We start from the raw sequence: 24,101 nt of genomic DNA on the forward strand, positions 1-24,101 counted from the left end.
ACTTTTTCCATTTCAATTAACCGCAATTGCGGATTACGTGTAAACCAGCCACATCACAGGGAGCTCTGGTACGGTAAAATGTTCGAACGCAGCATCTGCTGGGTGCCGAGACCGTAGTTGGAGCTCAGGCCGCGCAGCTCAATGTTAAAGCCGAAGGTGTTGTCGTATTTGCTTTCGCTGCTGCTGTTATCCCAGCCGTTGATCTTACGTTCATAGCCGACGCGGATAGCGTAGCAGCAGGAGCTATACTGCACCCCTAACATCTGGTTCGCTGACTTTCTGGTATTCGTGTCGTAGTAATACGCGCCGACGACTGCCCAACGATCGACGATTGGCCAGCTGGCGGTCATCCCCACCTGCGAGATACCATCTTTGTACTGCTTAGCGGTGGAATAAGACGGCAGGGTCGCCTGAATGTATTCCGGGCTCGCATAACGATAGTTAAGTTGTACTAAACGGTTTTCGTCGCGACGGTATTCCACGGTTCCGCTGCCGGTTGCGACGTTATCCAGACGCGTATCGTACTGAATTCCCCCGCGTAAACCCCAGTCATCGGCGATGCGCCAGTAGGTATCGCCAGCCCATACCAGTGAACCTCGCGTGTCGTTGTTCTCCCAGTTGATGTTGTCGTCACCGGTACGTGCCTCGGTGAAATAGTAGATTTGACCAACGGAAATATTAAAACGTTCAACGGCGGCGGCATCATAAACGCGAGATGTGACGCCGGTGGAGACCTGGTTGGCGGAAGCGATACGGTCGAGGCCGCTATAGGTACGGTCGCGGAACAGGCCGCTGTAGTCCGACTGCAGCAGGGTTGAGTCGTAGCTGCCGATCTTGCTCTGGTCACGATAGGGGATATACAGATACTGCATCCGCGGTTCAAGCGTCTGGGTATAGTTCTCCTGCATATCGCGCTCGAAAACCATTTTGCCATCGACTTTAAACTGCGGCATGACGCGGTTAACGGAGTCTTTGTAATCGGTACCGTTGGCCGCGTTGTAGTCATCAAGGTTGCTTTGCTGGTAATGGGTTGCCAGCAGTTTTGCCTCAGTATTGATGCTTCCCCAGCCGTTAGACAGCGGCAGATTGATGGTTGGCTCGAAGTGAACGCGCGTTGCTTCCGGCATTCTGCTGTTCGAGTTAACAAAATGCACCGCCTGGCCATAAAGATGGGTATCAAACGGGCCGACATCGTTCTGGTAGTAGTTCACGTCCAGCTGCGGCTCGGCGGAATAGGCGTTGCTTGAGTCGCGGTTAAAGACCTGGAACTGCTTAGTCGATACGGTGGCGTCAAAGTTCTGATTCGCGTAGCCGGCGCTGAGCTTCTGCGTCGCGTAGCCATCGGTACTGGAACCGTATTTAGAGCTGAAGTCGTTAAAGTAGTCCGGGTCGCTGACTTTGGTGTAGTCGGCGTTGAAGCGCCACACCTGGTCTACGACGCCAGAATGGTTCCAGTAGAACAGCCAGCGGCGGCTATTGCTGTCGCCGGAGTGATCGTCCTGGTAAATTTTATCCGAAGGCAGGTAGTCGAACTCGATTAAGCCGGTTCCTGCTTTGGTCAGATAGCGGAATTCGTTCTCCCACATGACGCCGCCGCGCTTGCTCATATAGTGCGGCGTCAGCGTGGCGTCGAAGTTCGGGGCGATGTTCCAGTAGTAAGGAAGATAGAACTCGACGCCGTTTTTGGTGCTGTATTTGGCGTTGGGGATCAGGAAGCCCGAACGACGCTTGTCGCCCACCGGCAGCTGCAGGTAGGGACTATAAAAAATCGGTACGGAACCGAGCTTGAAGCGGGCGTTCCAGATCTCAGCGACCTGTTCTTCTCGGTCGTGGATGACTTCACTGCCGACCACGCTCCAGGTGTCAGAGCCCGGCAAACAGGAGGTGAAGCTGCCGTTTTCTAAGATGGTATAGCGGTTTTCACCGCGCTGTTTCATCAGGTCAGCGGTACCGCGCCCCTGACGGCCAACCATTTGGTAATCGCCCTGCCAGACGTTGGTATCTTTGGTGTTCAGATTCGACCAGGCTTTCGGCCCTTTGAGGATTACCTGATTGTCATCATAGTGAACGTTGCCGAGGGCATCGACCGTGCGCACCGGCTGCGGCTGGCCCGCGGCCTGCTGCTGGTGAAGCTGAACTTCATCGGCCTGCAGTCGGCTGTTCCCCTGATTGATATCAACGTTGCCGGTAAATACGGCGTTATCAGGATAGTTGCCTTTCGCATGATCGGCATCGATCGTCACCGGCAGGTCGTTGGGTTTCCCTTCAACCAAAGGACGATTGTAGCTTGGTACGCCAAGCATACACTGCGTGGCGAGATCGGCAGCGAGGCCCTGTTGGCTATACAAGGCGCTGGCAATCATGGTGGCCAGGAGGCTGGGAATACGTTTTTTCATACGTTGTATTTGTTGTTCCGTCATCGTGTGGCAGCGGCTTGCAAACGGTCAGAGCCTAACGTACTCGTCTAAATCGCGCTAGTGTTAATCCTGCCCGTTTCGAGCCCGAGCGTTAGGCACCGTGTAGAATGACGAGTATGATAAAGCAAATTATAGGCTATGTCCCACAATTGACCGAGGCGTAAACGCTTTGTAACGTGCGGTCAGATATAGCTTAACTGGCGGCAGAGAGATTGGGGAGTCTATGCAGTATTTGGGTAAAATAATTGGCGTTGCGGTTGCGTTGATGATGGGCGGCGGCTTTTGGGGCGTGGTGCTGGGCTTCTTAATCGGGCATATGTTTGACCGCGCGCGCAGCCGCCGGCTGAACGTCTTTGCCAATCAGCAGGAGCGCCAGTCGCTGTTCTTCTCGACGACGTTTGAAGTGATGGGGCATCTGACCAAATCGAAAGGGCGCGTCACCGAAGCCGATATTCAGGTCGCCAATTTGCTGATGGATCGCATGAACCTGCACGGCGAAGCGCGTACCGCGGCCCAGCACGCGTTTCGCGTAGGGAAATCAGATGATTACCCGCTGCGGGAGAAAATGCGTCAGCTGCGCAGCGTTTGCTTCGGGCGTTTTGATTTAATTCGGATGTTTCTGGAAATTCAGCTGCAGGCGGCTTTCGCCGACGGCGAACTGCATCCCAACGAACGTGACGTGCTGTTTGTGATTGCCGACGAGCTGGGCATCTCCCGCGCTCAGTTCGAACAGTTCCTGCGCATGATGCAGGGTGGGGCGCAGTTTGGCGGCGGTTCGCAGCAGCAATCTTACGGCCAGCGCGGCGGCAGCGCCGGCTGGCAGCAGGCGCAGCGTGGGCCAACCCTTGAAGATGCCTGCAATGTGCTGGGCGTCAAACCGACCGATGATGCCGCCACCGTCAAGCGCGCCTATCGTAAGCTGATGAGCGAGCACCATCCGGATAAGCTGGTAGCGAAAGGGCTACCGCCGGAAATGATGGAGATGGCTAAGCAGAAAGCGCAGGAGATCCAGAAAGCCTGGGAGCTGATTAAAGAGCAGCGCGGCTTCTAAACGACCGGCCTCTCCCGGGCGGGAGAGGCGTCACGATGCGCCGGCGGCGCGGCGGTACATACGCCGCGGATGGCCAATCTTGCCGTACAGCATTTCCACCTGCAGAAAGCCGATTTCCACGCAGTGCTCCAGATAGCGACGGGCCGTGGTTTTGCTCAAGCCAGCCTCGCTCACCACGTCATCAACCGAAAAGCAGCGCTCTTCTTCGTCGGTAAACAGGTTCTGCACCAGCGCCAGCGTTTTTTCTTCAATGCCTTTACTGCCGCTATCGGCTCGGTAGTTTTTAGCCTGTAGCTGATACAGAGAATCCACGTTCTGCTGGTCGACGATCTTCCATTCGCGCTGCTGATCGTAGAACTGCACGAACCGTTCAAGGGACTGGCTCAGGCGCTTCCATGATACCGGCTTAAGAATGTAGTCTAAGGCGCCGTTGCGGATTGCCTGGCTACAGGTTTCCATATCGCTGGCGGCGGTGATAAAGATCACCGAGCAGTTAGCATGGGCCATAAGAGGGTCGTTCATCAGGGTGACCCCTTTGCCGTCCGGCAGGTAGTTATCCAGCAGCACCAGCTGCGGCGGTCTGGCGTTGAGTATCTGCCGCGCCTGGGCGAGAGAGGCCGCCGTGCCGGTCAGCCGCATGCGCGGGTGTTTCTGGATAAGCTCGGCGTGCAGCCGCGCCAGTTCGCTTTCATCTTCAACGATCAGGACATCGACCAGGTCATGATGCATAGTGTGTCTCTTCTTGCGGATGGGCTGGCCCGCTGGCGGGAATAAACAGCGTAAAAATCGCCCCGCGCGGCGCGTTGTCGGCCACTTCAATCGTGCCGCCAGCCTGGGTGACATAGCGCTCAATAAGATACAGTCCAATACCGTGATCGCCGCGGGTTTTGGTGGTGACGCCGCGCTCAAATATATGCTCGCGGATCTCCGGGCGAATACCGACGCCGCGATCGGCGACTTCAATCATTAATTCCCGGGCGTTGAGCTGAATCAGGATCTCGACCGGTTCGTGCGGCAGTTCAGCGCGCTGGGTGGCTTCAATGGCGTTATCCAGCAGATTACCGATGATAGAGATAAGCTCGGACTCCATCAACGACGGCAGCGGGCGGTCGATGCGGCAGGCCGGGTCAAAGCTTAGCTCAACCCCTTTTTCCCGCGCGCGGGCGGCTTTACCCAACAGCAGGCCGCACAGCGTCGGCGAATTAAAGTGCGATGAAATAAAGTCCAGCAGCTCCTGGGCATGCTCCGACTGCGCCTGAATATAGCGAATCGCCTCATCATAGTGGCCCATATGCAGCAGGCCGGAGAGGGTCGTCATCCGGTTGAGCTGTTCATGGCGCATGATGCGCAGATTATCAACGTAGCGTTTTACCTGGCTGAGCTGGGCGCTCAGGGAGTTGATTTCATCGCGGTCGCGGAAGGTGATCACCCAGCCCTGTAGCGAATTCTCCAGCATGATTCGCACCCGGCTGGCGAGTACCGTCAGCTGATTAAAACGGCACAGCTCGTCGTGGGTATCGCTTTCGAACATCTCTCCGCCGGCGAAAAACGGCTGCGGCGTAATGACGCTATCGATAGACTTACCGCGGAGCTGGTGCGCGGGCTGGCTCAGTCCGAGCAGGCTGCGGGCGGCGTGGTTTATCACTTCAATACGCCGGTGATGGTCAATCACGATCACCCCTTCGTATATCGATTCCATCATCGCTTTTTGCTGACGCACCAGCAGGCCGATTTCGCGCGGCTCCAGCGAGAAAATTTGTTTCTTAATGCTGCGGGTGAAGTACCAGGAGAAGATAAACAGCGCGATAAGCAGCAGCACCGCGGCGATGAAGATATTGATGACTTTTGCCAGCGTGATGCTGTCGAGATAGCTGGTGAGGTAGCCGACGGAGACAATGCCAACGACCCGACCCGCGTTATCGAAAATGGGCGCTTTGCTGCGCAGGGAAATACCGAGTCCCCCTTTACGGATGGTGGTCGTGCTTTTCCCCTCAAGTACCGGCTGGTTATCGCCGCCAACCAGCCGCGTGCCGACCCACTCCGGATGGACAGAGTGAAACAGATGCACGCCCCGCTTATCGCCAATGACGATAAAACTGGCGTCGCTGTGGGCGGCGATATTTTGCATAAAAGGCTTTATCGCCAGCGCGTCTTCACGGGCCACCTGCTGACGTAAATCCGGCATCAGCGCGATTTCTTCTGCCTGTATTTTCGCGCGGGCGCTCATTTCCTGATAAAGCTGATGGCTGGCGTCGAAATAGTAATACACGCCCAGCAGCGCAAACAGCACTGAGAAAAAAGCGACCAGCGAAATGAACAGCTTAAACTGAAATGAAACCTTCATAAGTATAATGCACAGTATCAGGGATACGGCAGCGTATCATTTTTTCGCCGCCGGCATCGTGGCTGAGGAAAACCGGTGAACGTCACAAGAGCGTCCGGGAACCAGAATTATCCGCTGGCGGGGAATTTATCAAGGTTAATCAGGCGCTGGATTTAAAAACCTTAAAAACCACGGCAATAAATCAGATAAATATCACATAAATAATAGAAACCATAAAAACCATAGTGACCATTAAAACTTCGTTTTTAATCTGGTGAATCTCACATTAACTCCGCGCGTGGCCCTCTAACCTGAAAAGTAATAATAACCAGAGGGCTTAATTATGAGCACCACAGACAATGCATTCTCTGCAACCATCGACCCTATTAATACGCCGAAACCCGCGCTTAAGCAGCGCTGGTGGCATATCCTCGATAACTGGAAAGTCGGTATTATCCCGCTGCCGCTCTTTTTGCTGGCCGGCGGCCTGATCGCGCTGGACTGCCTGGGCGGCAAGCTGCCGAGCGATATCGTCGTGATGGTAGCGACGCTGGCCTTTTTCGGCTTTGCCTGCGGCGAATTCGGTAAACGGCTGCCGGTTCTGGGCAAGCTCGGTGCGGCGGCCATCTGCGCGACCTTTATCCCTTCTGCGCTGGTGCATTACGGCCTGCTGCCGGAGGTGGTGGTGGAGTCGACCACCAAATTCTACAAGTCGACCAACATTCTTTATCTTTATATCTGCTGCATAATCGTCGGCAGCATTATGAGCATGAACCGAACCACCCTGATTCAGGGCTTTCTGCGGATTTTCTTCCCGATGCTGTGCGGCGAAATCGTCGGCATGGTGGTCGGCGTGGGCGTCGGTACCGCGCTGGGACTGGAGCCGTTTCAGGTGTTCTTCTTTATCGTCCTGCCGATCATGGCCGGTGGCGTCGGCGAGGGGGCTATCCCACTGTCGATTGGCTACGCCGCGCTGATGCATATGGATCAGGGCGTGGCGCTTGGGCGCGTGCTGCCGATGGTGATGCTGGGCAGCCTGACGGCGATTGTGATCTCCGGCTGTTTGAACCAACTGGGCAAGCGTTTCCCGCATTTGACCGGGGAGGGGCAGCTGATGCCGAACCGCCGCAACGAGACGCATCGCGAAACGCCCGCCGAGGGCAAAATGGACGTGACGACGCTGGCCTCCGGCGCGCTGCTGGCGGTGCTGCTCTATATGCTGGGTATGCTGGGGCAGAAGACCATCGGCCTGCCCGCGCCGGTGGGCATGCTGTTCCTCGCGGTGCTGCTGAAGCTGGTGAACGGCGTCTCTCCGCGCCTGCAGGAGGGCTCGCAGATGGTGTATAAGTTCTTCCGCACGGCGGTCACCTATCCGATTCTGTTTGCCGTCGGCGTGGCGATCACCCCCTGGCAGGAGCTGGTCAACGCCTTTACCGTGACCAACTTGCTGGTGATTATCAGCACCGTAACGGCGCTGGTGGCGACCGGTTTCCTGGTCGGCAAAAAGATTGGTATGTACCCGATTGACGTGGCGATTGTCTCCTGCTGCCAGAGCGGTCAGGGCGGTACCGGCGACGTGGCGATTCTGACCTCCGGCAACCGCATGAACCTGATGCCGTTCGCGCAGATTGCAACCCGGATCGGCGGCGCGATTAATGTTTCGCTGGGTCTGCTGTTCCTCAGTCACTTTCTGGCCTGATTTAACTTTTTTATAACCGCTAAGTCTGCTTTTTCGTGCTAAATGGCGCAGAAAATATCTGCGCCCCGTCTCCAAAACAGGGATCGTTTAGCGATACAATCAGCGCCGTTATTCGCGACTGCGACGGCAGCCTGTCCGCTGCCTTTTATTAAGTGAGGAGAGAACAAATGTCAGTGGATACTCTCGCCCGTGAGGGCGTAAGCATGGAAGCGCTGCTGGCGGCGAAAGAGCAGCGCGCCGCGCGCCAGGCCGACTGGTTAGCCCATTATCAGCGGCCGGTGATTTCGCTGACCCTGGTGACGCCGGGCGCGGTGAAAGACAGCATTCGCTACCGTAATATGATGGGGGTGGCGCTGCAGGCCTGCGATCAGATGCTGTGGAAACACCGCTGGCAGACGCTGGATCGCCAGGTGCTGTGGCTGCCGACCGGGCCGGAAGCGCTGTGGTGCGTCGATCACGCCGCCAGTGAAATCAAAGCCTTCTGTACCGATCTCGAGCATACTCATCCGCTGGGCCGCCTGTGGGATATTGACGTCATTTGCCCGAAAAATGGCCTGGTAGGCCGTCAGTCAATGGGGGAGAACCAGCGCCGCTGCCTGCTGTGCGACGAGCCCGCGCACGCCTGCGCGCGCAGCCGCCGTCATGACACCGGGCAGGTGGTGGCCCGCGTTGAGCAGATGATTGATGCGTGGTTTGCCCGCGACTGACGCCCGTTTTCCGCGACATTGATGAGCGAGGAGTAGCCCGGGTGAGCCGCTGGCGGCACGACCCGGGACAGAGAGGTACGGTCAGAAGTCGATCGGCGCGCGAAACGTCATCGTATTACCGAAAGCGGGGTGGGTGATGGTCAGCGTTTCGGCGTGCAGCAGCAGACGCGGCGCCATGGCCAGCGCTTCCGGCGACGCATAAAAGCGGTCGCCAAGAATCGGATGGCCCAGCGCCAGCATATGCACGCGCAGCTGATGCGAACGCCCGGTAATCGGCTTCAGGCGCACGCGGGCGGTGTTGTCCGCCGCCAACTCCAGCACTTCATACTCGGTTTGCGCCGCTTTGCCGGTTTCGTAACACACCTTCTGCTTTGGCCGGTTCGGCCAGTCGCAAATCAGCGGTAAATCCACCAGACCCTCGGTTTTCTCCGGATGCCCCCAGACGCGGGCGACGTACTGCTTTTTCGGCTCCCGTTCGCGGAACTGCCGCTTCAGCTCGCGCTCCGCCGCTTTGGTCAGGGCCACCACAATCACGCCGCTGGTCGCCATATCCAGCCGGTGCACCGACTCGGCCTGCGGGAAGTCGCGCTGAACGCGCGCCATCACGCTGTCTTTGTGCTCGGCAAGCCGGCCCGGCACGGACAACAGGCCGCTTGGCTTGTTGACCACCATAATGTGCTCATCCTGGTAAAGAATAACCAGCCAGGGATCCTGCGGCGGATTGTAGTTTTCCATCGCCATATTCGCGTTCCGTTACTGGTGGGTGACGACGATTAAGCGCAGCGCATCAAGACGCCAGCCTGCTTGAGCCAGCGCGTCCATCACCTGCTGACGATTGCTCTCGATAGCCGCCAGTTCATCATCGCGGATGTTCGGGTTCACGGCGCGTAGCGCTTCAAGGCGCGACAGCTCGGCCGTCAGCTTATCGTCGGCTTCTTTACGCGCGGCGTCGATCAGCGCCTGGGCCACTTTGGCTACCTGGCCTTCGCCCTGCTGTAAAATCGCGTGGACGTCCTGCTGGACGGCGTTGACCAGCTTGCTGCCGGTGTGGCGGTTAACCGCGCTCAGCTGGCGATTGAAGCTTTCGAACTCTACCTGACCGGCGAGGTTGTTGCCGTTTTTGTCGAGCAGCATGCGCACCGGCGTCGGCGGCAGGAAGCGGTTGAGCTGCAGATGCTTCGGCGCCTGCGCTTCAACGACGTAAATCAGCTCCAGCAGCAGAGTACCGACCGGCAGCGCTTTATTCTTCAGCAGCGAAATGGTGCTGCTGCCGGTATCACCGGAGAGGATCAGATCCAGACCGTTGATAATCAGCGGATGCTCCCAGGTGATGAACTGCGCGTCTTCGCGGGACAGGGCGACGTCACGCTCAAAGGTAATGGTGCAGCCATCTTCCGGCAGGCCCGGGAAATCCGGGACCAGCATATGGTCGGAGGGGGTCAGGACAATCAGATTCTCACCGCGATCGTCCTGGTTGATGCCGACGATATCAAACAGGTTCATGGAGAAGGCGATCAGGCTGGTGTCGTCATCCTGTTCTTCAATGCTTTCCGCAAGCTGCTGGGCTTTTTCTCCGCCGTTGGAGTGGATCTCCAGCAGACGGTCGCGGCCCTGTTCCAGCTGCGCTTTCAGCGCTTCATGCTGCTGGCGGCAGGCTTTGATCAAGTCGTCGAAGCCGTCGGTATTTTCCGGCGTGGCAAGATAGTTGATCAGTTCGTTATGCACGCTGTCGTAGACGGTACGGCCGGTCGGGCAGGTGTGCTCGAACGCGTCCAGACCTTCGTGATACCAGCGCACCAGCACCGACTGGGCGGTTCTTTCCAGATAGGGAACGTGGATCTGAATATCGTGAGCCTGGCCGATACGGTCAAGACGGCCGATACGCTGCTCCAGCAGATCCGGGTTGAACGGCAGGTCGAACATCACCAGATTGCTGGCGAACTGGAAGTTGCGGCCTTCGGAGCCGATCTCAGAACACAGCAGCACCTGAGCGCCGGTATCTTCCTCGGCGAACCAGGCGGCAGCGCGGTCGCGTTCGATAATCGACATCCCTTCGTGGAACACCGCGGCGCGAATGCCTTCGCGCTCGCGCAGGACCTGCTCCAGCTGCAGCGCGGTGGCCGCTTTGGCGCAGATGACCAGCACTTTCTGCGAGCGGTGGCTGGTGAGATGGCCCATCAGCCACTCAACGCGCGGGTCGAAGTTCCACCAGGTGCCGGTATCGCCTTCAAACTCTTGATAAATCTGCTCCGGATAGAGCATATCGCGGGCGCGCTCTTCGGCGGTTTTACGGGCGCCCATAATGCCGGAAACCTTAATGGCCGTCTGGTACTGGGTCGGCAGCGGCAGACGAATTGTATGCAGCTCGCGTTTCGGGAAACCTTTGACGCCGTTACGGGTGTTGCGGAACAGCACGCGGCTGGTACCGTGGCGGTCCATCAGCATCGACACCAGCTCCTGACGAGCGGCCTGGGCATCATCGCGATCGCTGTTGGCGGCCTGCAATAATGGTTCAATATCCTGTTCGCCGATCAGATCGCTCAGCGCGTTCAGCTCGGCGTCGTTCAGTTTATTCCCGGCCAGCAGCAGGGCGACCGCGTCGGCAACCGGACGGTAGTTCTGCTGCTCTTCAACAAACTGGGCGAAGTCGTGGAAACGGTTGGGGTCGAGCAGGCGCAGGCGGGCGAAGTGGCTCTCCATTCCCAGCTGCTCCGGTGTCGCGGTGAGTAGCAGAATGCCCGGCACGCATTCGGCCAGCTGTTCTATAGCCTGATATTCCCGGCTCGGGGCGTCTTCGCTCCAGACCAGGTGGTGCGCTTCATCAACGACCATCAGATCCCATTCGGCTTCGCACAGGTGTTCCAGGCGCTGCTTGCTGCGGCGCACGAAATCCAGCGAACAGATCACCAGCTGTTCGGTTTCGAACGGGTTAATTGCGTCGTGCTGCGCTTCGGCGTAGCGCTCATCGTCAAACAGCGAGAAGCGCAGGTTAAAGCGGCGCAGCATTTCCACCAGCCACTGGTGCTGCAGGGTTTCCGGGACGACGATCAGAACGCGTTCGGCGGCGCCGGAGAGCAGCTGCTGATGCAGGATCATCCCGGCTTCAATGGTTTTACCTAAACCTACTTCGTCCGCCAGCAGGACGCGCGGCGCGTGGCGGCGGCCAACGTCGTGGGCGATATTCAGCTGATGCGGGATCAGGCTGGTGCGCTGGCCGCGCAGGCCGCTCCACGGCATGCGGTACTGCTCGCTCTGGAATTTACGCGCGCGATAGCGCAGGGCGAAACGATCCATGCGGTCGATCTGTCCGGCGAACAGACGGTCCTGCGGTTTGCTGAAGACCAGCTTGCTGTCGAGGAGCACTTCACGCAGGGTAACGTTGGCTTCCTGGGTATCGAGGCGGGTACCGGTGTAGGCCAGCAGACCGTTCTCTTCATTAACTTCGTCAACCTGGAGCTGCCAGCCTTCATGGCTGGTGATGGTATCGCCCGGGTTAAACATCACGCGGGTGATTGGGGAGTCGTTGCGTGCGTACAGACGGTTTTCGCCGATGGCGGGGAAAAGCAGGGTCACCATGCGCGCGTCCAGCGCAACGACCGTCCCTAATCCCAGTTCGCTTTCTGTGTCGCTAATCCAGCGTTGACCAAGTGTAAAAGGCATATATGTTCGGCTCTTTAGTTCTTTGATTGCAGGCAATAGTTGAGCATCTCCATGGAGAATCGGAGATACGTCAAAATTGGGTCCAGGAATGGAAAGGGCGCTATATTACTGGATGGCGGAACGTTCGTCACGTCCTCCTCACCCTTCATTTTGCGGCTTTTGCGCCAGCGGAATAAGTGAGAAAAAATCAAAATAGCCCCAGCTGCCCCGTCACTATTGTAGCAAAATCGTCGTCGACAAAGGGAAGTATTCCTTCGGCGACAGGCTCTAATTGCTTAGAAAGATAGTGTTCATAATCCAGCGGTGATTGCTGATAATCCACCGGCTCCGGCCCGCCGGTGGTCCAGACGTATTTAATGCTGCCGCGCTGCTGATACTGCTGCGGCCTGCCCAGCCTGACGTTTTGCTCATCAGCGAGCCTGGCCGCGCGCACGTGCGGCGGCACGTTGCGCTGATACTCCGCCAGCGGACGGCGCAGGCGCTTGCGGTAGACCAGCCGATCGTCAAGCTCGCCGTTCATCAGCTTATCAATGGTTTCGCGCACGTAATCGCGATAGGGCTGATGGCGGAAAATGCGCAGATAAAGCTCCTGCTGAAACTGCTGGGCCAGCGGCGTCCAGTCGGTGCGTACCGTCTCCAGCCCTTTAAACACCATGCGCTGCTCGCTGCCTTCCTGAATCATCCCGGCGTAGCGCTTTTTACTGCCGGTATCCGCGCCGCGAATGGTAGGCATGAGAAAGCGGCAGAAGTGGGTTTCAAACTCCAGCTCGAGGGTACTGACAAGCCCCTCTTTGCTTAGCTCCGCCGCCCACCATTCGTTGACGAAGGCCACCAGCGAGCGGCCAATGCTGCTGGCTTCCTCTTCGCTGTGGGACCGTTTGAGCCACACGAAGGTGGAGTCGGTATCGCCGTAGATGACGTCATAGCCCTGGGATTCAATCAGCGCTTTGGTCTGGCGCATAATCGCGTGGCCGCGCATGGTAATGGATGAGGCCAGACGCGGATCGAAAAAGCGGCAGGCGCTGGTACCGAGCACGCCGTAGAAGGCGTTCATAATGATCTTCAGCGCCTGCGACAGCGGTTTGTTTTTATGCTGTTTGGCCTCGTCGCGCCCGTGCCAGATTTGCCCGACGATCCCCGGCAGGCAGTGTTTTTCTCGCGAGAAGCGCGCGCCGAGAAAGCCTTCGGTGCTGTGGGCGTCATCGGGCTGCGCCAGACCTTCCACCAGCCCCACCGGGTCGATCAGAAAGGTGCGGATAATCGATGGGTAAAGGCTTTTGTAGTCCAGCACCAGCACCGAGTCGTAGAGACCGGGGCGGGAGTCCATCACGTAGCCGCCGGGGCTGGCCTGCGGCGGCACTTCACCGAGGTTCGGCGCGACGTAGCCGAGCCGGTGCATGCGCGGGAAATAGAGATGGCTGAAGGCGGCGACCGAACCGCCGTGGCGATCCGCAGGCAGGCCGTTGACCGTCGCGCGCTCCACCAAAAACGGCATGATCTCGGTTTTGTGGAAGATGCGCGTGACCAGCTCGCAGTCCTGCAGGTTATAGGTGGCCAGCGCCGGTTTATCCTGGTGAAAGCGGCGATCGATTTCATCCATCCGATCCCAGGGATTATCAATGGCTTTGCCCTCGCCGAGCAGCTCGCGGGCGACCGACTCCAGCGCAAAAGAGGAGAAGTTCCAGAACGCGGATTTCAGCGCCTCAATGCCATCGATAATCAGGCGGCCGTTGGCCTGAGCAAAGAAGACGCCATTCTTAAAACCGTGTTCGCGCCACTCCAGTTCGCTGTTGCCGCGGCCGAGCAGCAGTGGGATGCGATAGCGCTCGGCGTGCTTTTGCAGGACGCGTAAATCAAACTGCACCACGTTCCAGCCGATCAGCACGTCCGGGTCGTGGGCGGCAAACCAGGCGTTAAGCTTTTCCAGCAGCAGCGGGCGGCTGGCGACGTACACCAGTTCGAAATCGACGGCAGGCGGGGTGGCCGGTTCCGGCCCTAACATATAGACGACCCGCTGGCCGCAGCCTTCAAGGCCGATACAGTAGAGCTCGCCGTGGCGGCTGGTTTCGATGTCCAGCGACACCCACTTCAGGGGCGGCCGGTAGTGGGGATTGGGCTTCATCCGCGCGTTGACCAGCCGCTGGCCGCGCGCCTCGCCTTCAACCCACACCGGGGCGGTGATAAAGCGCTCCATCAGATAGCGCTCCGGGGGGCGAACGTCGCCTTCATATACCTTGACGCCGTTTTCGCGCAGCTTTTTTTCCAGCCGCATCAGCTGGCGGTGAGCGCGGCAGTAGAGGCCAAAGACCCGCTGGCGATGAAAATCTTGCAGAGTGAGCGCAGCAAGGCGATGGCCGTTTTCGCCCTGCAGCAGGCGTTCAGCCTGCGGGCGCTGCGATTCGGGAATGAACGCGACGGATTCCTGCGGCGGCAGGGTGACCTCAAGCGGGCCGTCATCGGTCGCCAGCCAGAACGTCAGTTCGGTGCCCTGCGGGGTATCCCGCCAGTGACGGGTGAGTAAAAAACCTGCTCGTGGCTGCGTCACGCCGTGCTCTCATCAGTAAAAACCAGGCCTGATTATAGCCTGGTTCACCGAATGATGCTGGGGTTTTATACAGGTGTGGTGCGCGCTATCTCCCGGATTGCGGCGTTAACGCTTAGCCGGACTATCAGCCTGTATCCCGGCTAAGCGCAGCGCGAGCCGGGAATGCTGCGGCGTTACTGCCCGTAATAGGCTTTCGCGCCGTGCTTGCGCAGATAGTGTTTATCCAGCAGCGTTTGCTGCATCTCCGGCAGCTGCGGCGCCAGCTGGCGGCAGAAGATGCCCATATAGGCGATCTCTTCCAGCACAATAGCGTTATGCACCGCGTCTTCGGCGTTTTTCCCCCAGGCAAACGGGCCGTGCGAGTGCACCAGCACGCCGGGCATTTGCGCCGGATCGATGCCTTTCTCACGGAAGGTTTCAACGATCACTTCGCCGGTTTGCCATTCGTACTCGCCGTTGATCTCATCGTCGGTCATCAAACGGGTACAGGGGACCGCGCCGTAGAAATAGTCGGCGTGGGTGGTGCCGGTAGCGGGAATCGACTGTCCGGCCTGCGCCCAGATGGTGGCGTGACGCGAATGGGTATGAACAATGCCGCCCAGCGTCGGGAATGCCTGATACAGCAGACGGTGGGTTGGCGTATCCGACGAAGGCTTTTTCTTGCCTTCCACCACTTCGCCGGTCTCCAGGCTGACCACCACCATATCCTCGGCGGTCATGACGCTGTAGTCGACGCCGGAGGGTTTAATCACCAGTACGCCCCGTTCCCGGTCGACGGCGCTGACGTTACCCCAGGTGAGGGTAACCAGATTGTGCTTTGGCAGGGCCAGGTTGGCTTCGAGAACCTGGCGTTTGAGATCTTCTAACATACTGTGCTCCGAATTGCTGGCGAGTCAGTTCCCCTCACCCGCACCCTCAGGGAGAGGGTGAGGGGACGGCCCCTTAGCGTTTTGAACCGTAATACACTTCGTTCCAGCGCAGCGCGTCCTTGAAGGAGGGCAGACGGGTTTCGTTATCAATCACGGTCAGCTCGATATCCTGCAGCTCAGCAAACTGGCGCATATCGTCGAGGGTGAGCGCATGGCTGAAGACGGTGTGGTGCGCGCCGCCAGCGATGATCCAGGCTTCGGACGCGGTGCGCAGATCCGGATGCGCTTTCCACAAGGCGTTGGCCACCGGCAGCTTCGGCAGTTCGTGCGGCGTTTTCACCGTTTCAATGGTGTTCACCAGCAGACGATAGCGATCGCCGAGATCGATCAGGCTGGCGACGATCGCCGGGCCGGTCTGGGTGTTAAAGATGATGCGCGCCGGATCGGCTTTCCCGCCGATGCCCAGCGGCTGCACGTCGAGAATCGGTTTTTCAGGGGTGGCGATGGTCGGGCAGACTTCCAGCATATGCGAGCCCAGCGCCAGATCGTTGCCTTTCTCGAAGTGGTAGGTGTAATCCTCCATAAAGGAGGTGCCGCCCTGCAGACCGGTTGCCATCACCTTCATGATGCGAAGCAGAGCGGCGGTTTTCCAGTCGCCCTCGCCCGCAAAGCCGTAGCCCTGCTGCATCAGACGCTGCACGGCGAGACCCGGAAGCTGTTTCAGGCCGTGTAAATCTTCAAAGGTGGTGGTGAACGCGTGGAAGCCGCCCTGTTCCAGGAAGCGCTTCATCCCCAGCTCAATGCGCGCGGCATCGAGAAGGTTCTGCCGCTTATCGCCGTGGATTTGCACCGCGGGGGTCAGGCGATAGCTGCTTTCGTACTCATCCACCAGGGCGCTGATTTCACCGTCGGTGACCGCATTGACGACCTGCACCAGATCGCCCACCGCCCAGGTGTTAACCGAGAAGCCAAACTTAATCTGCGCGGCGACTTTATCCCCGTCGGTGACCGCCACTTCGCGCATGTTATCGCCGAAACGGCACACTTTCAGGTGGCGGGTATCCTGTTTAGAGACCGCCTGGCGCATCCACGCGCCGATGCGCTGATGGGCTTCTTTATCCTGCCAGTGGCCGGTCACCACGCTGTGCTGCTGACGCATGCGGGCACCGATGAAGCCAAATTCGCGGCCGCCGTGGGCGGTCTGGTTCAGGTTCATAAAGTCCATATCGATGCTGTCCCACGGCAGGGCCGCGTTGAACTGGGTATGGAACTGCATCAGCGGTTTATTCAGGATCGTGAGGCCATTGATCCACATTTTCGCCGGCGAGAAGGTATGCAGCCACACCACCATCCCGGCGCACTTATCATCGTAGTTTGCGTCGCGGCAGATATGGGTGATCTCATCCGGCGTGGTACCCAACGGCTTAAGCACCAGTTTGCACGGCAGTTTGGCTTCCGCATTCAGGCTGTTCACCACATGTTCTGCGTGCTTTGTCACCTGACGTAGCGCTTCAGGGCCGTACAGATGCTGGCTACCGATAACGAACCACACTTCATAGTTATTAAAAATCGTCATTTTTATGTCCTTAATGGGTGAGGGCTGCCTGAGATTGCGGCGCGGATTCCGCTTTTGCAGTCGAAGGGAGATAACGTTGTTCCGCGCTGAGCGACCACTGCTGGTAGCGCTGATAGAGTTGTTCGAAGCGTTGCGCCTGCGCCGGACGAGGCTGCAGGGTACTTTCCACCTGGCTGGCCATGTTTTCCTGCGCGGCAGGGATATCGCGGTATACGCCGGCGGCAACGGCGGCGAAGATAGCCGCGCCCAGGGCGCAGCACTGATCGGACGCGACGATTTGCAGCGGGCGATTCAGCACATCGCAGCAGGCCTGCATGATCACCGGGTTTTTGCGCGCGATGCCGCCGAGCGCCATCACGTTATTGACCGGGATCCCCTGTTCGGTGAAGCACTCCATAATGGCGCGGGCGCCAAAAGCGGTGGCGGCAATCAGTCCGCCGAACAGCGCCGGGGCGTCGGTGGCAAGGTTCAGATCGGTAATGACCCCTTTCAGACGCTGGTTGGCATTCGGCGTACGGCGGCCGTTAAACCAGTCCAGCACCACCGGCAGGTGGTCAAGAGACGGATTTTTTGCCCATGCGTCGGTCAGCGCGGGCAGCAGCTGTTTCTGGCTGGCTTTGATCTGCTCTTTGAGTTCCGGGTGGGCCTGCGCCAGCTGCTCCAGCGGCCAGCCGAGAATGCGGCCAAACCAGGCGTAGATGTCGCCAAAAGCGGATTGCCCCGCTTCCATACCGATAAAGTCAGGTACGACGCTGCCGTCGACCTGGCCGCAAATCCCTTTCACCGTGCGCTCGCCAACGCTCTGTTTATCGGCGATCAGAATGTCGCAGGTGGAGGTGCCGATAACTTTGACCAGCGCATTTGGCTGCGCACCGGCGCCGACGGCGCCCATATGGCAGTCGAATGCGCCGCCGGAGATGGCGACGGTTTGCGGCAGGCCCAGGCGCGCGGCCCATTCGGCGGTGAGCGTGCCGACCGGGATATCCGCAGTCCAGGTATCGCTGAACATCGGGTAGGCCAGGCTCTGGTTGATTATCGGGTCGAGTTCATCGAAGAAACCGGCAGGCGGCAGTCCGCCCCAGCCTTCATGCCACAGGGATTTGTGCCCGGCGCTGCAGCGGCCGCGACGAATATCCTGCGGGCGGGTGGTCCCGGAAAGCAGGGCCGGCACCCAGTCGCACAGCTCAATCCACGACGCGGCGGCCTCGGCAACGGCGCTGTCCTGGCGGGTCACGTGAAGGATCTTGGCCCAGAACCATTCGCTGGAGTAGATGCCGCCGATATAGCGGGAGTAATCCTCTTTGCCCGGCTGGTGGCACAGACGGGTAATCTCCTCCGCCTCCTCCACCGCGGTATGGTCCTTCCACAGCACGAACATGGCGTTGGGGTTGCTGGCGAATTCGTCGCGCAGCGCCAGCACGTTGCCGTCTGCGTCGATGGGCGCGGGGGTGGAGCCGGTGCTGTCAACGCCGATACCCACCACGGCAGCGCGCTGTTCGGCGCTAAGCGCGGCGAGGACGCTTTTCAGCGCGGCTTCCATTGATTCGATATAGTCGCGTGGATGATGGCGGAACTGGTTGTTCGAACCATCGCAAAATAGCCCCTCCTGCCAGCGCGGATACCACTCGACGCTTGCGGCGAGCTCTTCGCCGGTCGCGCACTCTACCGCCAGGGCGCGTACTGAATCACTGCCAAAATCGAGGCCAATCGCAATTGCCATACTGTTACTCCATGCTAAAAATCATTCATGGTGAAACAGTAGATATCTGGGCTGAAAACCGTCAGGCCGTATTCGCTAATCTTATGGACTATATTGCTGTGACGTCGCAAAGTGTGACGCCGTGCAAATATTCAATGTGGACTTTCCTGCCGTCTTTATAGACACTTCAGTTATGCGCTGAAAGCGCCTGAACTGTGCGCCGTGCTCAGTTTTTATCGAGAAGAGGCGGGTTTTAATTCAATTTCTAACCCGCGTCGCAGCACGAGCGACCAGCCAGAGGATAAAATACAAGGTATGGACAATTGGTGTCCTTAATGTCTCCTGGAGAGCAGAGTTTATGGCCGAAACGCAAAACGATCCTTTGTTGCCGGGTTACTCTTTTAACGCCCATCTGGTGACGGGCCTGACGCCAATTGAAGCCGATGGCTATCTTGATTTTTTTATTGACCGTCCGCTGGGCATGAAGGGCTATATCCTCAATCTGACGATTCGCGGCGAAGGGGTGATCAATAACCACGGGGAGCAGTTTATCTGCCGGCCTGGCGATATGCTGCTGTTCCCGCCGGGAGAGATTCACCATTATGGCCGCCATCCCGATGCCCGCGAGTGGTATCACCAGTGGGTCTATTTCCGGCCGCGCGCCTACTGGCATGAATGGCTTAACTGGCCAACGATTTTTGCCCAGACCGGCTTTTTCCGCCCTGATGAGCAGTGGCAGGCGCGCTTTGGCGAGCTGTTCGGGCAGATTGTGGAGGCCGGGCAGGGCGCCGGGCGTTACTCCGAGCTGCTGGCGATCAATCTTATGGAGCAGCTGCTGCTCAGGCGCATGGAAGCTATCAACGAATCGCTGCATCCGCCGCTGGATAACCGGGTGCGCGATGCCTGCCAGTACATCAGCGATCATCTGGCGGACAGCCATTTCGATATTGCCAGCGTCGCCCAGCACGTGTGCCTGTCGCCGTCGCGCCTGTCGCATCTGTTCCGCCAGCAGCTGGGGATCAGCGTACTGGGGTGGCGGGAGGATCAGCGCATTAGCCAGGCCAAGCTGCTGCTGAGCACGACGCGGATGCCGATCGCGACCGTTGGCCGTAACGTCGGTTTTGAGGATCAGCTCTACTTTTCGCGCGTGTTTAAGAAATGCACCGGCGCCAGCCCGAGCGAGTTTCGCGCAGGGTGTGAATAAAAAGTAAAGAAAGTGAAATGATGGCCCGGATTTTTAACACAGCCAGTAAACTATACAAACAAATGATGGCTTGACGAAGTATGAACGGCTCCGGAGAATCCGTGCTTCGTTTTTAAACCGGGTACATTATGCAAGCATTGCTGGAACACTTTATTACTCAATCCACGGTCTATTCTCTGATAGCCGTTCTGCTGGTCGCCTTCCTCGAGTCGCTGGCGCTGGTGGGGCTTATCTTACCGGGAACGGTGATGATGGCCGGATTGGGGGCGCTGATCGGCAGCGGCGAGGTTAACTTCTGGCAGGCGTGGCTGGCGGGGATTATCGGCTGTTTGCTCGGCGACTGGATATCATTCTGGCTTGGCTGGCGGTTTAAAAAGCCGCTGCATCGCTGGTCTTTTTTAAAGAAAAACAAAGCGCTGCTGGATAAAACCGAACATGCGCTGCATCAGCACAGCATGTTTACGATTCTGATTGGCCGCTTCGTCGGGCCGACGCGCCCGCTGGTGCCGATGGTCGCCGGGATGCTCGATCTGCCGGTCGCGAAGTTCATCCCGCCGAATATCATCGGCTGCCTGCTGTGGCCGCCGCTCTACTTCTTACCGGGAATCCTTGCCGGGGCGGCCATTGATATCCCGGCCGATGAGAATAGCGCCAGCTTTAAGTGGCTGCTGCTGGGGGCGGCGCTGCTGGCGTGGCTGGCGGCGTGGCTATGCTGGCGGCTGTGGCGCAGCGCCAAAAGCGCTGGCGATCGTCTCACCCGTTTTCTGCCGCGCTCGCGCCTGCTGTGGCTCGCTCCGCTCACGGTGTGCGCCGCCGGCGCGGCGCTGGTGTTTGCCTTCCGTCATCCGCTGATGCCGGTCTATCTCGACATCCTGCAGAAGGTTATTTTGCGCTAATTCCCAGCAGCGCCGAGGCGCTGCTGTTGCCGCTGAGCAGCGCGGCGGTCGCGCCATCCCAGGCAATGCGTCCCTCAGCCACGACCACCGACCGCGGCGCGATGCGCGCCGCATCTTCCACGCTGTGCGAGACCATCAGCAGCGTCAGCTGCCGCTGCTGGCAGACGTCGGCAACCAGCGTCAGCATCTCCAGCCTCAGCGCGGGATCGAGCGCCGAGAAGGGCTCATCCAGCAGCAGTACCGGCTGCTGGCGCACCAGACAGCGCGCCAGCGCCGCACGCTGGCGCTGGCCGCCGGAAAGCTCGCCCGGCAGCCGCTCTAACATCGCGTCAATCCCCATCTGCCCGGCAATCGCCTGCAGATGGGCGGATTGATCCGCGTTCAGCTTGAGGCCCGGGTGCATTCCCAGCGCAATGTTCTGGCGGATGGTGAGATGGGTGAACAGATTATTTTCCTGAAACAGCATTGATACCGGACGACGCGCGGGCGGCGTGTGGGTATGGAGCTGGCCGCCGAGCGCGATACTGCCGCTGGCGGGCGTTAAAAAACCGGCAATCAGGTTCAGCAGCGTGCTTTTTCCGGCCCCGCTCGGGCCAAGAACCGCGATGCGCTCACCGCGTTCGACGGAAAGTGTAAAACGCATCGGCAGATGCTGGTAAAGCCAGGTCACATCATTCAGTTTTAGCATCGCGTCCCGGAAGTTTTTCAATCACGCTAAAGAGTAAAAAGCACAGCAGCAGAAGCAGAAGGGCGGTCACGGCGCCGTCCTGGCTGCGGTAAGAACCAATTTGCTGATACAGATAAAACGGCAGCGTACGGAAATCTTCGTTGCCGAACAGCGCCACGACGCCGAAATCGCCAATTGACAGCACGCAGGCGAAGGCCAGCGCCTGGGCCAGCGGCCGCTTTAAAGCGCGAAGCTCGACCACCCGAAGGCGGGTGAAGCCGTGCATCCCCAGCGACTGGCAGAGGGTGCCGTAGCGGGCGGCGATATCGCGCATCGGATTTTCCAGTACCTTGAGCGCATAGGGGATTGCCATCAGCGCATTGGTGAAAATCACGATACCGTCGGCGGACTCGGGCAGGCCCACGCTATTATTGAGCAACAGGAAGAAACCGGTGGCCAGCACGATGCCCGGCATGGCGAGGATCAGCATCCCGCTCAGCTCAAGTGCCTGACCGGTCAGAGGGTGACGGCGGGCGCGAAGCTCGCGGCTGCTCCAGAGCAGCATCATGGTCAGGATGACGCTTAAGAACCCGGCGGCAAGCGCGATACGCAGCGACGTCCACAGCGCCTGCCACAGCGCCGGCTGATGCAGCACGCTCAGCAGATTGCTGTTCAGCCCGTCGCCTATCACCGCCAGCAGCGGCGGCAGCAGCAGTAAAAGCGCCGCGCCAATCAGCGCCGCGTCGCACAGCCGGCTGTACAGCCGGTCGTCGGGATCGCGCCAGCCGCGAATATGGCTGGCCCCGATGGCGAGGGCTTTACTCAGGCGCTGGCTAAGCAGCACCAGCCCGAGGCAGCAGACCATCTGGATAAGCGCCAGCATCGCCGCGCGCGCCGGGTCGTAGTCGAAATTAAGGGCCTGGTAAATCGCCAGTTCGATGGTGGTCGCCCGCGGGCCGCCGCCCAGCGACAGCACGGTCGCAAAGCTGGCGAAACAGAGCATAAAGATCAGCGCCGCGACCGGTGGAATTTGCCGACGCAGCCACGGCCACTCGACCAGCCGGAAGAAGACGTAGCCGCGCATGCCGAGCTGGGCGGCGATTTGCCGCTGTTCGCCGGGGATATTTTCCAGCGTCTGCAGCAGCAGGCGCGTGGCCATCGGCATATTAAAGAATACGTGCGCCAGCAGGATCCCCTGTAGCCCGTAGGGCGAGAATTCCCACTGCCAGCCTAAAACGTGGCATAGCTGGGCCAGCCAGCCCTGACGACCGTAGACGCTAAGAATGCCGAAGACCGCCACCAGTACCGGCAGAATTAAGGTCATCGCGCAAAGGCGCAGCAGCAGCGTGCGCCCGGGGAAGCGCCGCCGGTACAGGGCACGGGCGAGGAATATCGCCGGTAGCACCGAAAAAAGCGCGGAAAGGAAAGCCTGCCAGAAGGAGAAACGCACCACGTGCCAGAGATAGCTGTCGCGGATAAGCGCGTTCCAGGAGGTCTCCGGGGCGCTAAACCATAGCGCCAGAAAGGCGGCCAGCGCCACGACGACCAGAACGATGGCCGCCGTGAGTCCCGGCAGGAGCCAGCCGAAAGCTAGCGGCTGACGGCGCGTTGCCATGCGCTAATCCAGTTCTGACGTTCGGCGGCCACCTGTTGCGGTGTGAATTCGAGGGTCGTTTGCGGTTTCATCAGCGCGTCAAAGCCTGCCGGAAGCGCAACCGTCGTCACCGGATACATCCAGTTGCCGGTGGGGATCGCGTTCTGGAAGCCCGGCGATACCATAAATTTAAGGAACTTTTCCGCCAGCTCCGGCTGTTTGCTGGCCGCGGTGCGGGCGGCTACCTCAACCTGCAGGTAGTGGCCTTCAGCGAAGTTTGCCGCGGCGTAGTTATCTTTTTTCTCTTCGATAATGTGGTAAGCCGGGGAGGTGGTGTAGCTCAGCACCAGATCGCTTTCGCCTTTCAGGAACAGGCCGTAGGCTTCGCTCCAGCCCTTGGTAACGGTAACGGTTTTCGCCGCCAGCTTCTGCCAGGCTTCCGGCGCTTTATCGCCGTAGACTTTTTGCATCCACAGCAGCAGGCCCAGGCCCGGCGTACTGGTGCGCGGATCTTCATAAATCACCCGCCATTTTTGCTCGCCCTCAACCAGCTCTTTCAGGCTTTTCGGCGGATTTTTCAGCTTGTTTTTATCGTAAACAAAGGCGAAGTAGCCGTAATCGAACGGCACGAAGGTGTCGTTGTCCCAGCCGCCGGGCACGCTGACCGCGCTGGCCGGGACGCCGCTTTTGGCGAACAGCTTGCTTTGCGAAGCGGCTTCCAGCAGGTTGTTATCCAGCCCCAGCACCACGTCGGCTTTGCTGTTTTTGCCTTCCATTCGCAGGCGGTTGAGCAGCGAGACGCCATCTTCCAGCGCCACGAACTTCAGCTCGCAGCCGCAGTCGGCTTCAAAGGCTTTTTTAACCGCCGGGCCCGGGCCCCAGTCGGCGGAGAATGAGTCGTAGGTATAAACGGTGAGCAGCGGTTTGGCAAAAACGGGCGCGGCGACCAGCGCCAGCAGGGGGAGTAATTTTTTCAACACTTTGCACCTCAGAAAAAGGGGTGGCAAAGGATTTTGAGTGGGCCTCAAATCCCTTCGCCGGCGTTATCCGGATCAGGTTCGACGGGTATTTTCTCAGCCCATACGCTTTATCTTCGGGTTGCTTCTGCGCTAACCGCGCGTTGAGGCAACTTGAATGAGATTGCGTATGTTTATTAGCACCCCGTTGAGAACGGCAGTTAGTGTAATGATTTTG

General features: G+C 58.9%; 17 protein-coding genes and 1 riboswitch. Of the genes, 5 read left to right on the forward strand and 12 right to left on the reverse strand.

The window, feature by feature from the left end:
- Nucleotides 1-53: 53 nt before the first annotated feature.
- Entirely contained in the window at nucleotides 54-2,396 is a 2,343-nt protein-coding gene (gene lptD, locus HMPREF1144_RS26360) for an LPS assembly protein LptD (RefSeq protein ID WP_014227893.1), read from the reverse strand.
- A 244-nt stretch (nucleotides 2,397-2,640) separates the two neighbouring features.
- Between lptD and djlA the strand changes: the two genes are divergently transcribed.
- Nucleotides 2,641-3,468 (forward strand): co-chaperone DjlA, encoded by an 828-nt coding sequence (gene djlA, locus HMPREF1144_RS26365; protein WP_004098532.1) that lies wholly within the window; start codon nucleotides 2,641-2,643, stop codon nucleotides 3,466-3,468.
- Nucleotides 3,469-3,498: 30 nt separating this feature from the next.
- Here the strand turns inward: djlA and HMPREF1144_RS26370 are convergent, their stop codons facing one another.
- Nucleotides 3,499-4,197 carry a response regulator gene (locus HMPREF1144_RS26370; RefSeq protein ID WP_009654537.1) on the reverse strand — a complete coding sequence of 233 codons (699 nt, stop codon included), beginning with the start codon at nucleotides 4,195-4,197 and terminating at the stop codon, nucleotides 3,499-3,501.
- Entirely contained in the window at nucleotides 4,187-5,812 is a 1,626-nt protein-coding gene (locus HMPREF1144_RS26375) for a sensor histidine kinase (protein WP_004098534.1), read from the reverse strand. The genes HMPREF1144_RS26370 and HMPREF1144_RS26375 overlap by 11 nt, the downstream gene beginning before the upstream one ends.
- A gap of 322 nt (nucleotides 5,813-6,134) precedes the next feature.
- On the opposite strand from HMPREF1144_RS26375, the gene HMPREF1144_RS26380 reads away from it, so the two are divergent.
- Nucleotides 6,135-7,490, forward strand: coding sequence for a 2-hydroxycarboxylate transporter family protein (locus HMPREF1144_RS26380; RefSeq protein WP_004098535.1), 1,356 nt, complete (start codon nucleotides 6,135-6,137; stop codon nucleotides 7,488-7,490).
- Nucleotides 7,491-7,657: 167 nt separating this feature from the next.
- Nucleotides 7,658-8,197, forward strand: a complete 540-nt coding sequence (citX, locus tag HMPREF1144_RS26385; protein ID WP_004098536.1) for a citrate lyase holo-[acyl-carrier protein] synthase — start codon at nucleotides 7,658-7,660, stop codon at nucleotides 8,195-8,197.
- An 81-nt stretch (nucleotides 8,198-8,278) separates the two neighbouring features.
- Here the strand turns inward: citX and rluA are convergent, their stop codons facing one another.
- From rluA to araB, 6 genes are all read right to left on the reverse strand, one after another.
- Nucleotides 8,279-8,938 (reverse strand): bifunctional tRNA pseudouridine(32) synthase/23S rRNA pseudouridine(746) synthase RluA, encoded by a 660-nt coding sequence (gene rluA, locus HMPREF1144_RS26390; RefSeq protein WP_004098537.1) that lies wholly within the window; start codon nucleotides 8,936-8,938, stop codon nucleotides 8,279-8,281.
- Between the two features lie 12 nt (nucleotides 8,939-8,950).
- Nucleotides 8,951-11,857, reverse strand: coding sequence for an RNA polymerase-associated protein RapA (gene rapA, locus HMPREF1144_RS26395; protein WP_042928574.1), 2,907 nt, complete (start codon nucleotides 11,855-11,857; stop codon nucleotides 8,951-8,953).
- 187 nt (nucleotides 11,858-12,044) lie between these two features.
- Nucleotides 12,045-14,402, reverse strand: a complete 2,358-nt coding sequence (gene polB, locus HMPREF1144_RS26400) for a DNA polymerase II (RefSeq protein WP_009654592.1) — start codon at nucleotides 14,400-14,402, stop codon at nucleotides 12,045-12,047.
- A gap of 173 nt (nucleotides 14,403-14,575) precedes the next feature.
- Nucleotides 14,576-15,271 (reverse strand): L-ribulose-5-phosphate 4-epimerase, encoded by a 696-nt coding sequence (araD, locus tag HMPREF1144_RS26405; RefSeq protein ID WP_004098540.1) that lies wholly within the window; start codon nucleotides 15,269-15,271, stop codon nucleotides 14,576-14,578.
- Nucleotides 15,272-15,344: 73 nt separating this feature from the next.
- Nucleotides 15,345-16,847 carry an L-arabinose isomerase gene (gene araA / locus HMPREF1144_RS26410; RefSeq protein ID WP_004098541.1) on the reverse strand — a complete coding sequence of 501 codons (1,503 nt, stop codon included), beginning with the start codon at nucleotides 16,845-16,847 and terminating at the stop codon, nucleotides 15,345-15,347.
- 10 nt (nucleotides 16,848-16,857) lie between these two features.
- The gene (araB, locus tag HMPREF1144_RS26415) at nucleotides 16,858-18,567 is read right to left on the reverse strand and encodes a ribulokinase (RefSeq protein ID WP_009654570.1); all 1,710 of its coding nucleotides are present in this window, start codon (nucleotides 18,565-18,567) and stop codon (nucleotides 16,858-16,860) included.
- Nucleotides 18,568-18,904: 337 nt separating this feature from the next.
- Here araB and araC point away from each other — a divergent pair, with 337 nt between their 5' ends.
- A complete protein-coding gene (gene araC, locus HMPREF1144_RS26420; protein ID WP_004098545.1) occupies nucleotides 18,905-19,750 on the forward strand; it encodes an arabinose operon transcriptional regulator AraC in 846 nt (281 codons plus the stop codon).
- Nucleotides 19,751-19,878: 128 nt separating this feature from the next.
- Nucleotides 19,879-20,646, forward strand: a complete 768-nt coding sequence (locus tag HMPREF1144_RS26425) for a DedA family protein (protein WP_004098546.1) — start codon at nucleotides 19,879-19,881, stop codon at nucleotides 20,644-20,646.
- Here HMPREF1144_RS26425 and thiQ read toward each other — a convergent pair.
- From thiQ to thiB, 3 genes are read right to left on the reverse strand one after another with little or no spacing between them, the layout of a single operon-like run.
- On the reverse strand, nucleotides 20,633-21,334 hold the full coding sequence (gene thiQ, locus HMPREF1144_RS26430) for a thiamine ABC transporter ATP-binding protein ThiQ (protein ID WP_009654550.1): 702 nt from the start codon (nucleotides 21,332-21,334) through the stop codon (nucleotides 20,633-20,635). The two genes, HMPREF1144_RS26425 and thiQ, sit on opposite strands and share 14 nt — an antisense overlap.
- Entirely contained in the window at nucleotides 21,318-22,928 is a 1,611-nt protein-coding gene (gene thiP, locus HMPREF1144_RS26435; protein WP_009654548.1) for a thiamine/thiamine pyrophosphate ABC transporter permease ThiP, read from the reverse strand. Before thiP ends, thiQ begins: the two co-directional genes overlap by 17 nt.
- Nucleotides 22,904-23,887, reverse strand: a complete 984-nt coding sequence (thiB, locus tag HMPREF1144_RS26440) for a thiamine ABC transporter substrate binding subunit (protein ID WP_009654640.1) — start codon at nucleotides 23,885-23,887, stop codon at nucleotides 22,904-22,906. The genes thiP and thiB overlap by 25 nt, the downstream gene beginning before the upstream one ends.
- A gap of 31 nt (nucleotides 23,888-23,918) precedes the next feature.
- A riboswitch (TPP riboswitch) is annotated at nucleotides 23,919-24,081 on the reverse strand.
- Nucleotides 24,082-24,101 lie beyond the last annotated feature (20 nt).

This window comes from Klebsiella sp. OBRC7 (assembly GCF_000293135.1).
Taxonomy (GTDB): domain Bacteria; phylum Pseudomonadota; class Gammaproteobacteria; order Enterobacterales; family Enterobacteriaceae; genus Klebsiella; species Klebsiella michiganensis.

Excerpts from the sequence above, each read along its gene's own strand:
- HMPREF1144_RS26425 (WP_004098546.1), top strand. The coding sequence starts at position 19,879 with ATGCAAGCATTGCTGGAACACTTTATTACTCAATCCACGGTCTATTCT.
- araB (WP_009654570.1), bottom strand. The coding sequence starts at position 18,567 with ATGGCAATTGCGATTGGCCTCGATTTTGGCAGTGATTCAGTACGCGCC.
- araA (WP_004098541.1), bottom strand. The coding sequence starts at position 16,847 with ATGACGATTTTTAATAACTATGAAGTGTGGTTCGTTATCGGTAGCCAG.
- HMPREF1144_RS26370 (WP_009654537.1), bottom strand. The coding sequence starts at position 4,197 with ATGCATCATGACCTGGTCGATGTCCTGATCGTTGAAGATGAAAGCGAA.
- HMPREF1144_RS26380 (WP_004098535.1), top strand. The coding sequence starts at position 6,135 with ATGAGCACCACAGACAATGCATTCTCTGCAACCATCGACCCTATTAAT.
- HMPREF1144_RS26375 (WP_004098534.1), bottom strand. The coding sequence starts at position 5,812 with ATGAAGGTTTCATTTCAGTTTAAGCTGTTCATTTCGCTGGTCGCTTTT.
- djlA (WP_004098532.1), top strand. The coding sequence starts at position 2,641 with ATGCAGTATTTGGGTAAAATAATTGGCGTTGCGGTTGCGTTGATGATG.
- rapA (WP_042928574.1), bottom strand. The coding sequence starts at position 11,857 with ATGCCTTTTACACTTGGTCAACGCTGGATTAGCGACACAGAAAGCGAA.
- araC (WP_004098545.1), top strand. The coding sequence starts at position 18,905 with ATGGCCGAAACGCAAAACGATCCTTTGTTGCCGGGTTACTCTTTTAAC.
- citX (WP_004098536.1), top strand. The coding sequence starts at position 7,658 with ATGTCAGTGGATACTCTCGCCCGTGAGGGCGTAAGCATGGAAGCGCTG.
- thiP (WP_009654548.1), bottom strand. The coding sequence starts at position 22,928 with ATGGCAACGCGCCGTCAGCCGCTAGCTTTCGGCTGGCTCCTGCCGGGA.
- thiQ (WP_009654550.1), bottom strand. The coding sequence starts at position 21,334 with ATGCTAAAACTGAATGATGTGACCTGGCTTTACCAGCATCTGCCGATG.
- araD (WP_004098540.1), bottom strand. The coding sequence starts at position 15,271 with ATGTTAGAAGATCTCAAACGCCAGGTTCTCGAAGCCAACCTGGCCCTG.
- lptD (WP_014227893.1), bottom strand. The coding sequence starts at position 2,396 with ATGAAAAAACGTATTCCCAGCCTCCTGGCCACCATGATTGCCAGCGCC.
- rluA (WP_004098537.1), bottom strand. The coding sequence starts at position 8,938 with ATGGCGATGGAAAACTACAATCCGCCGCAGGATCCCTGGCTGGTTATT.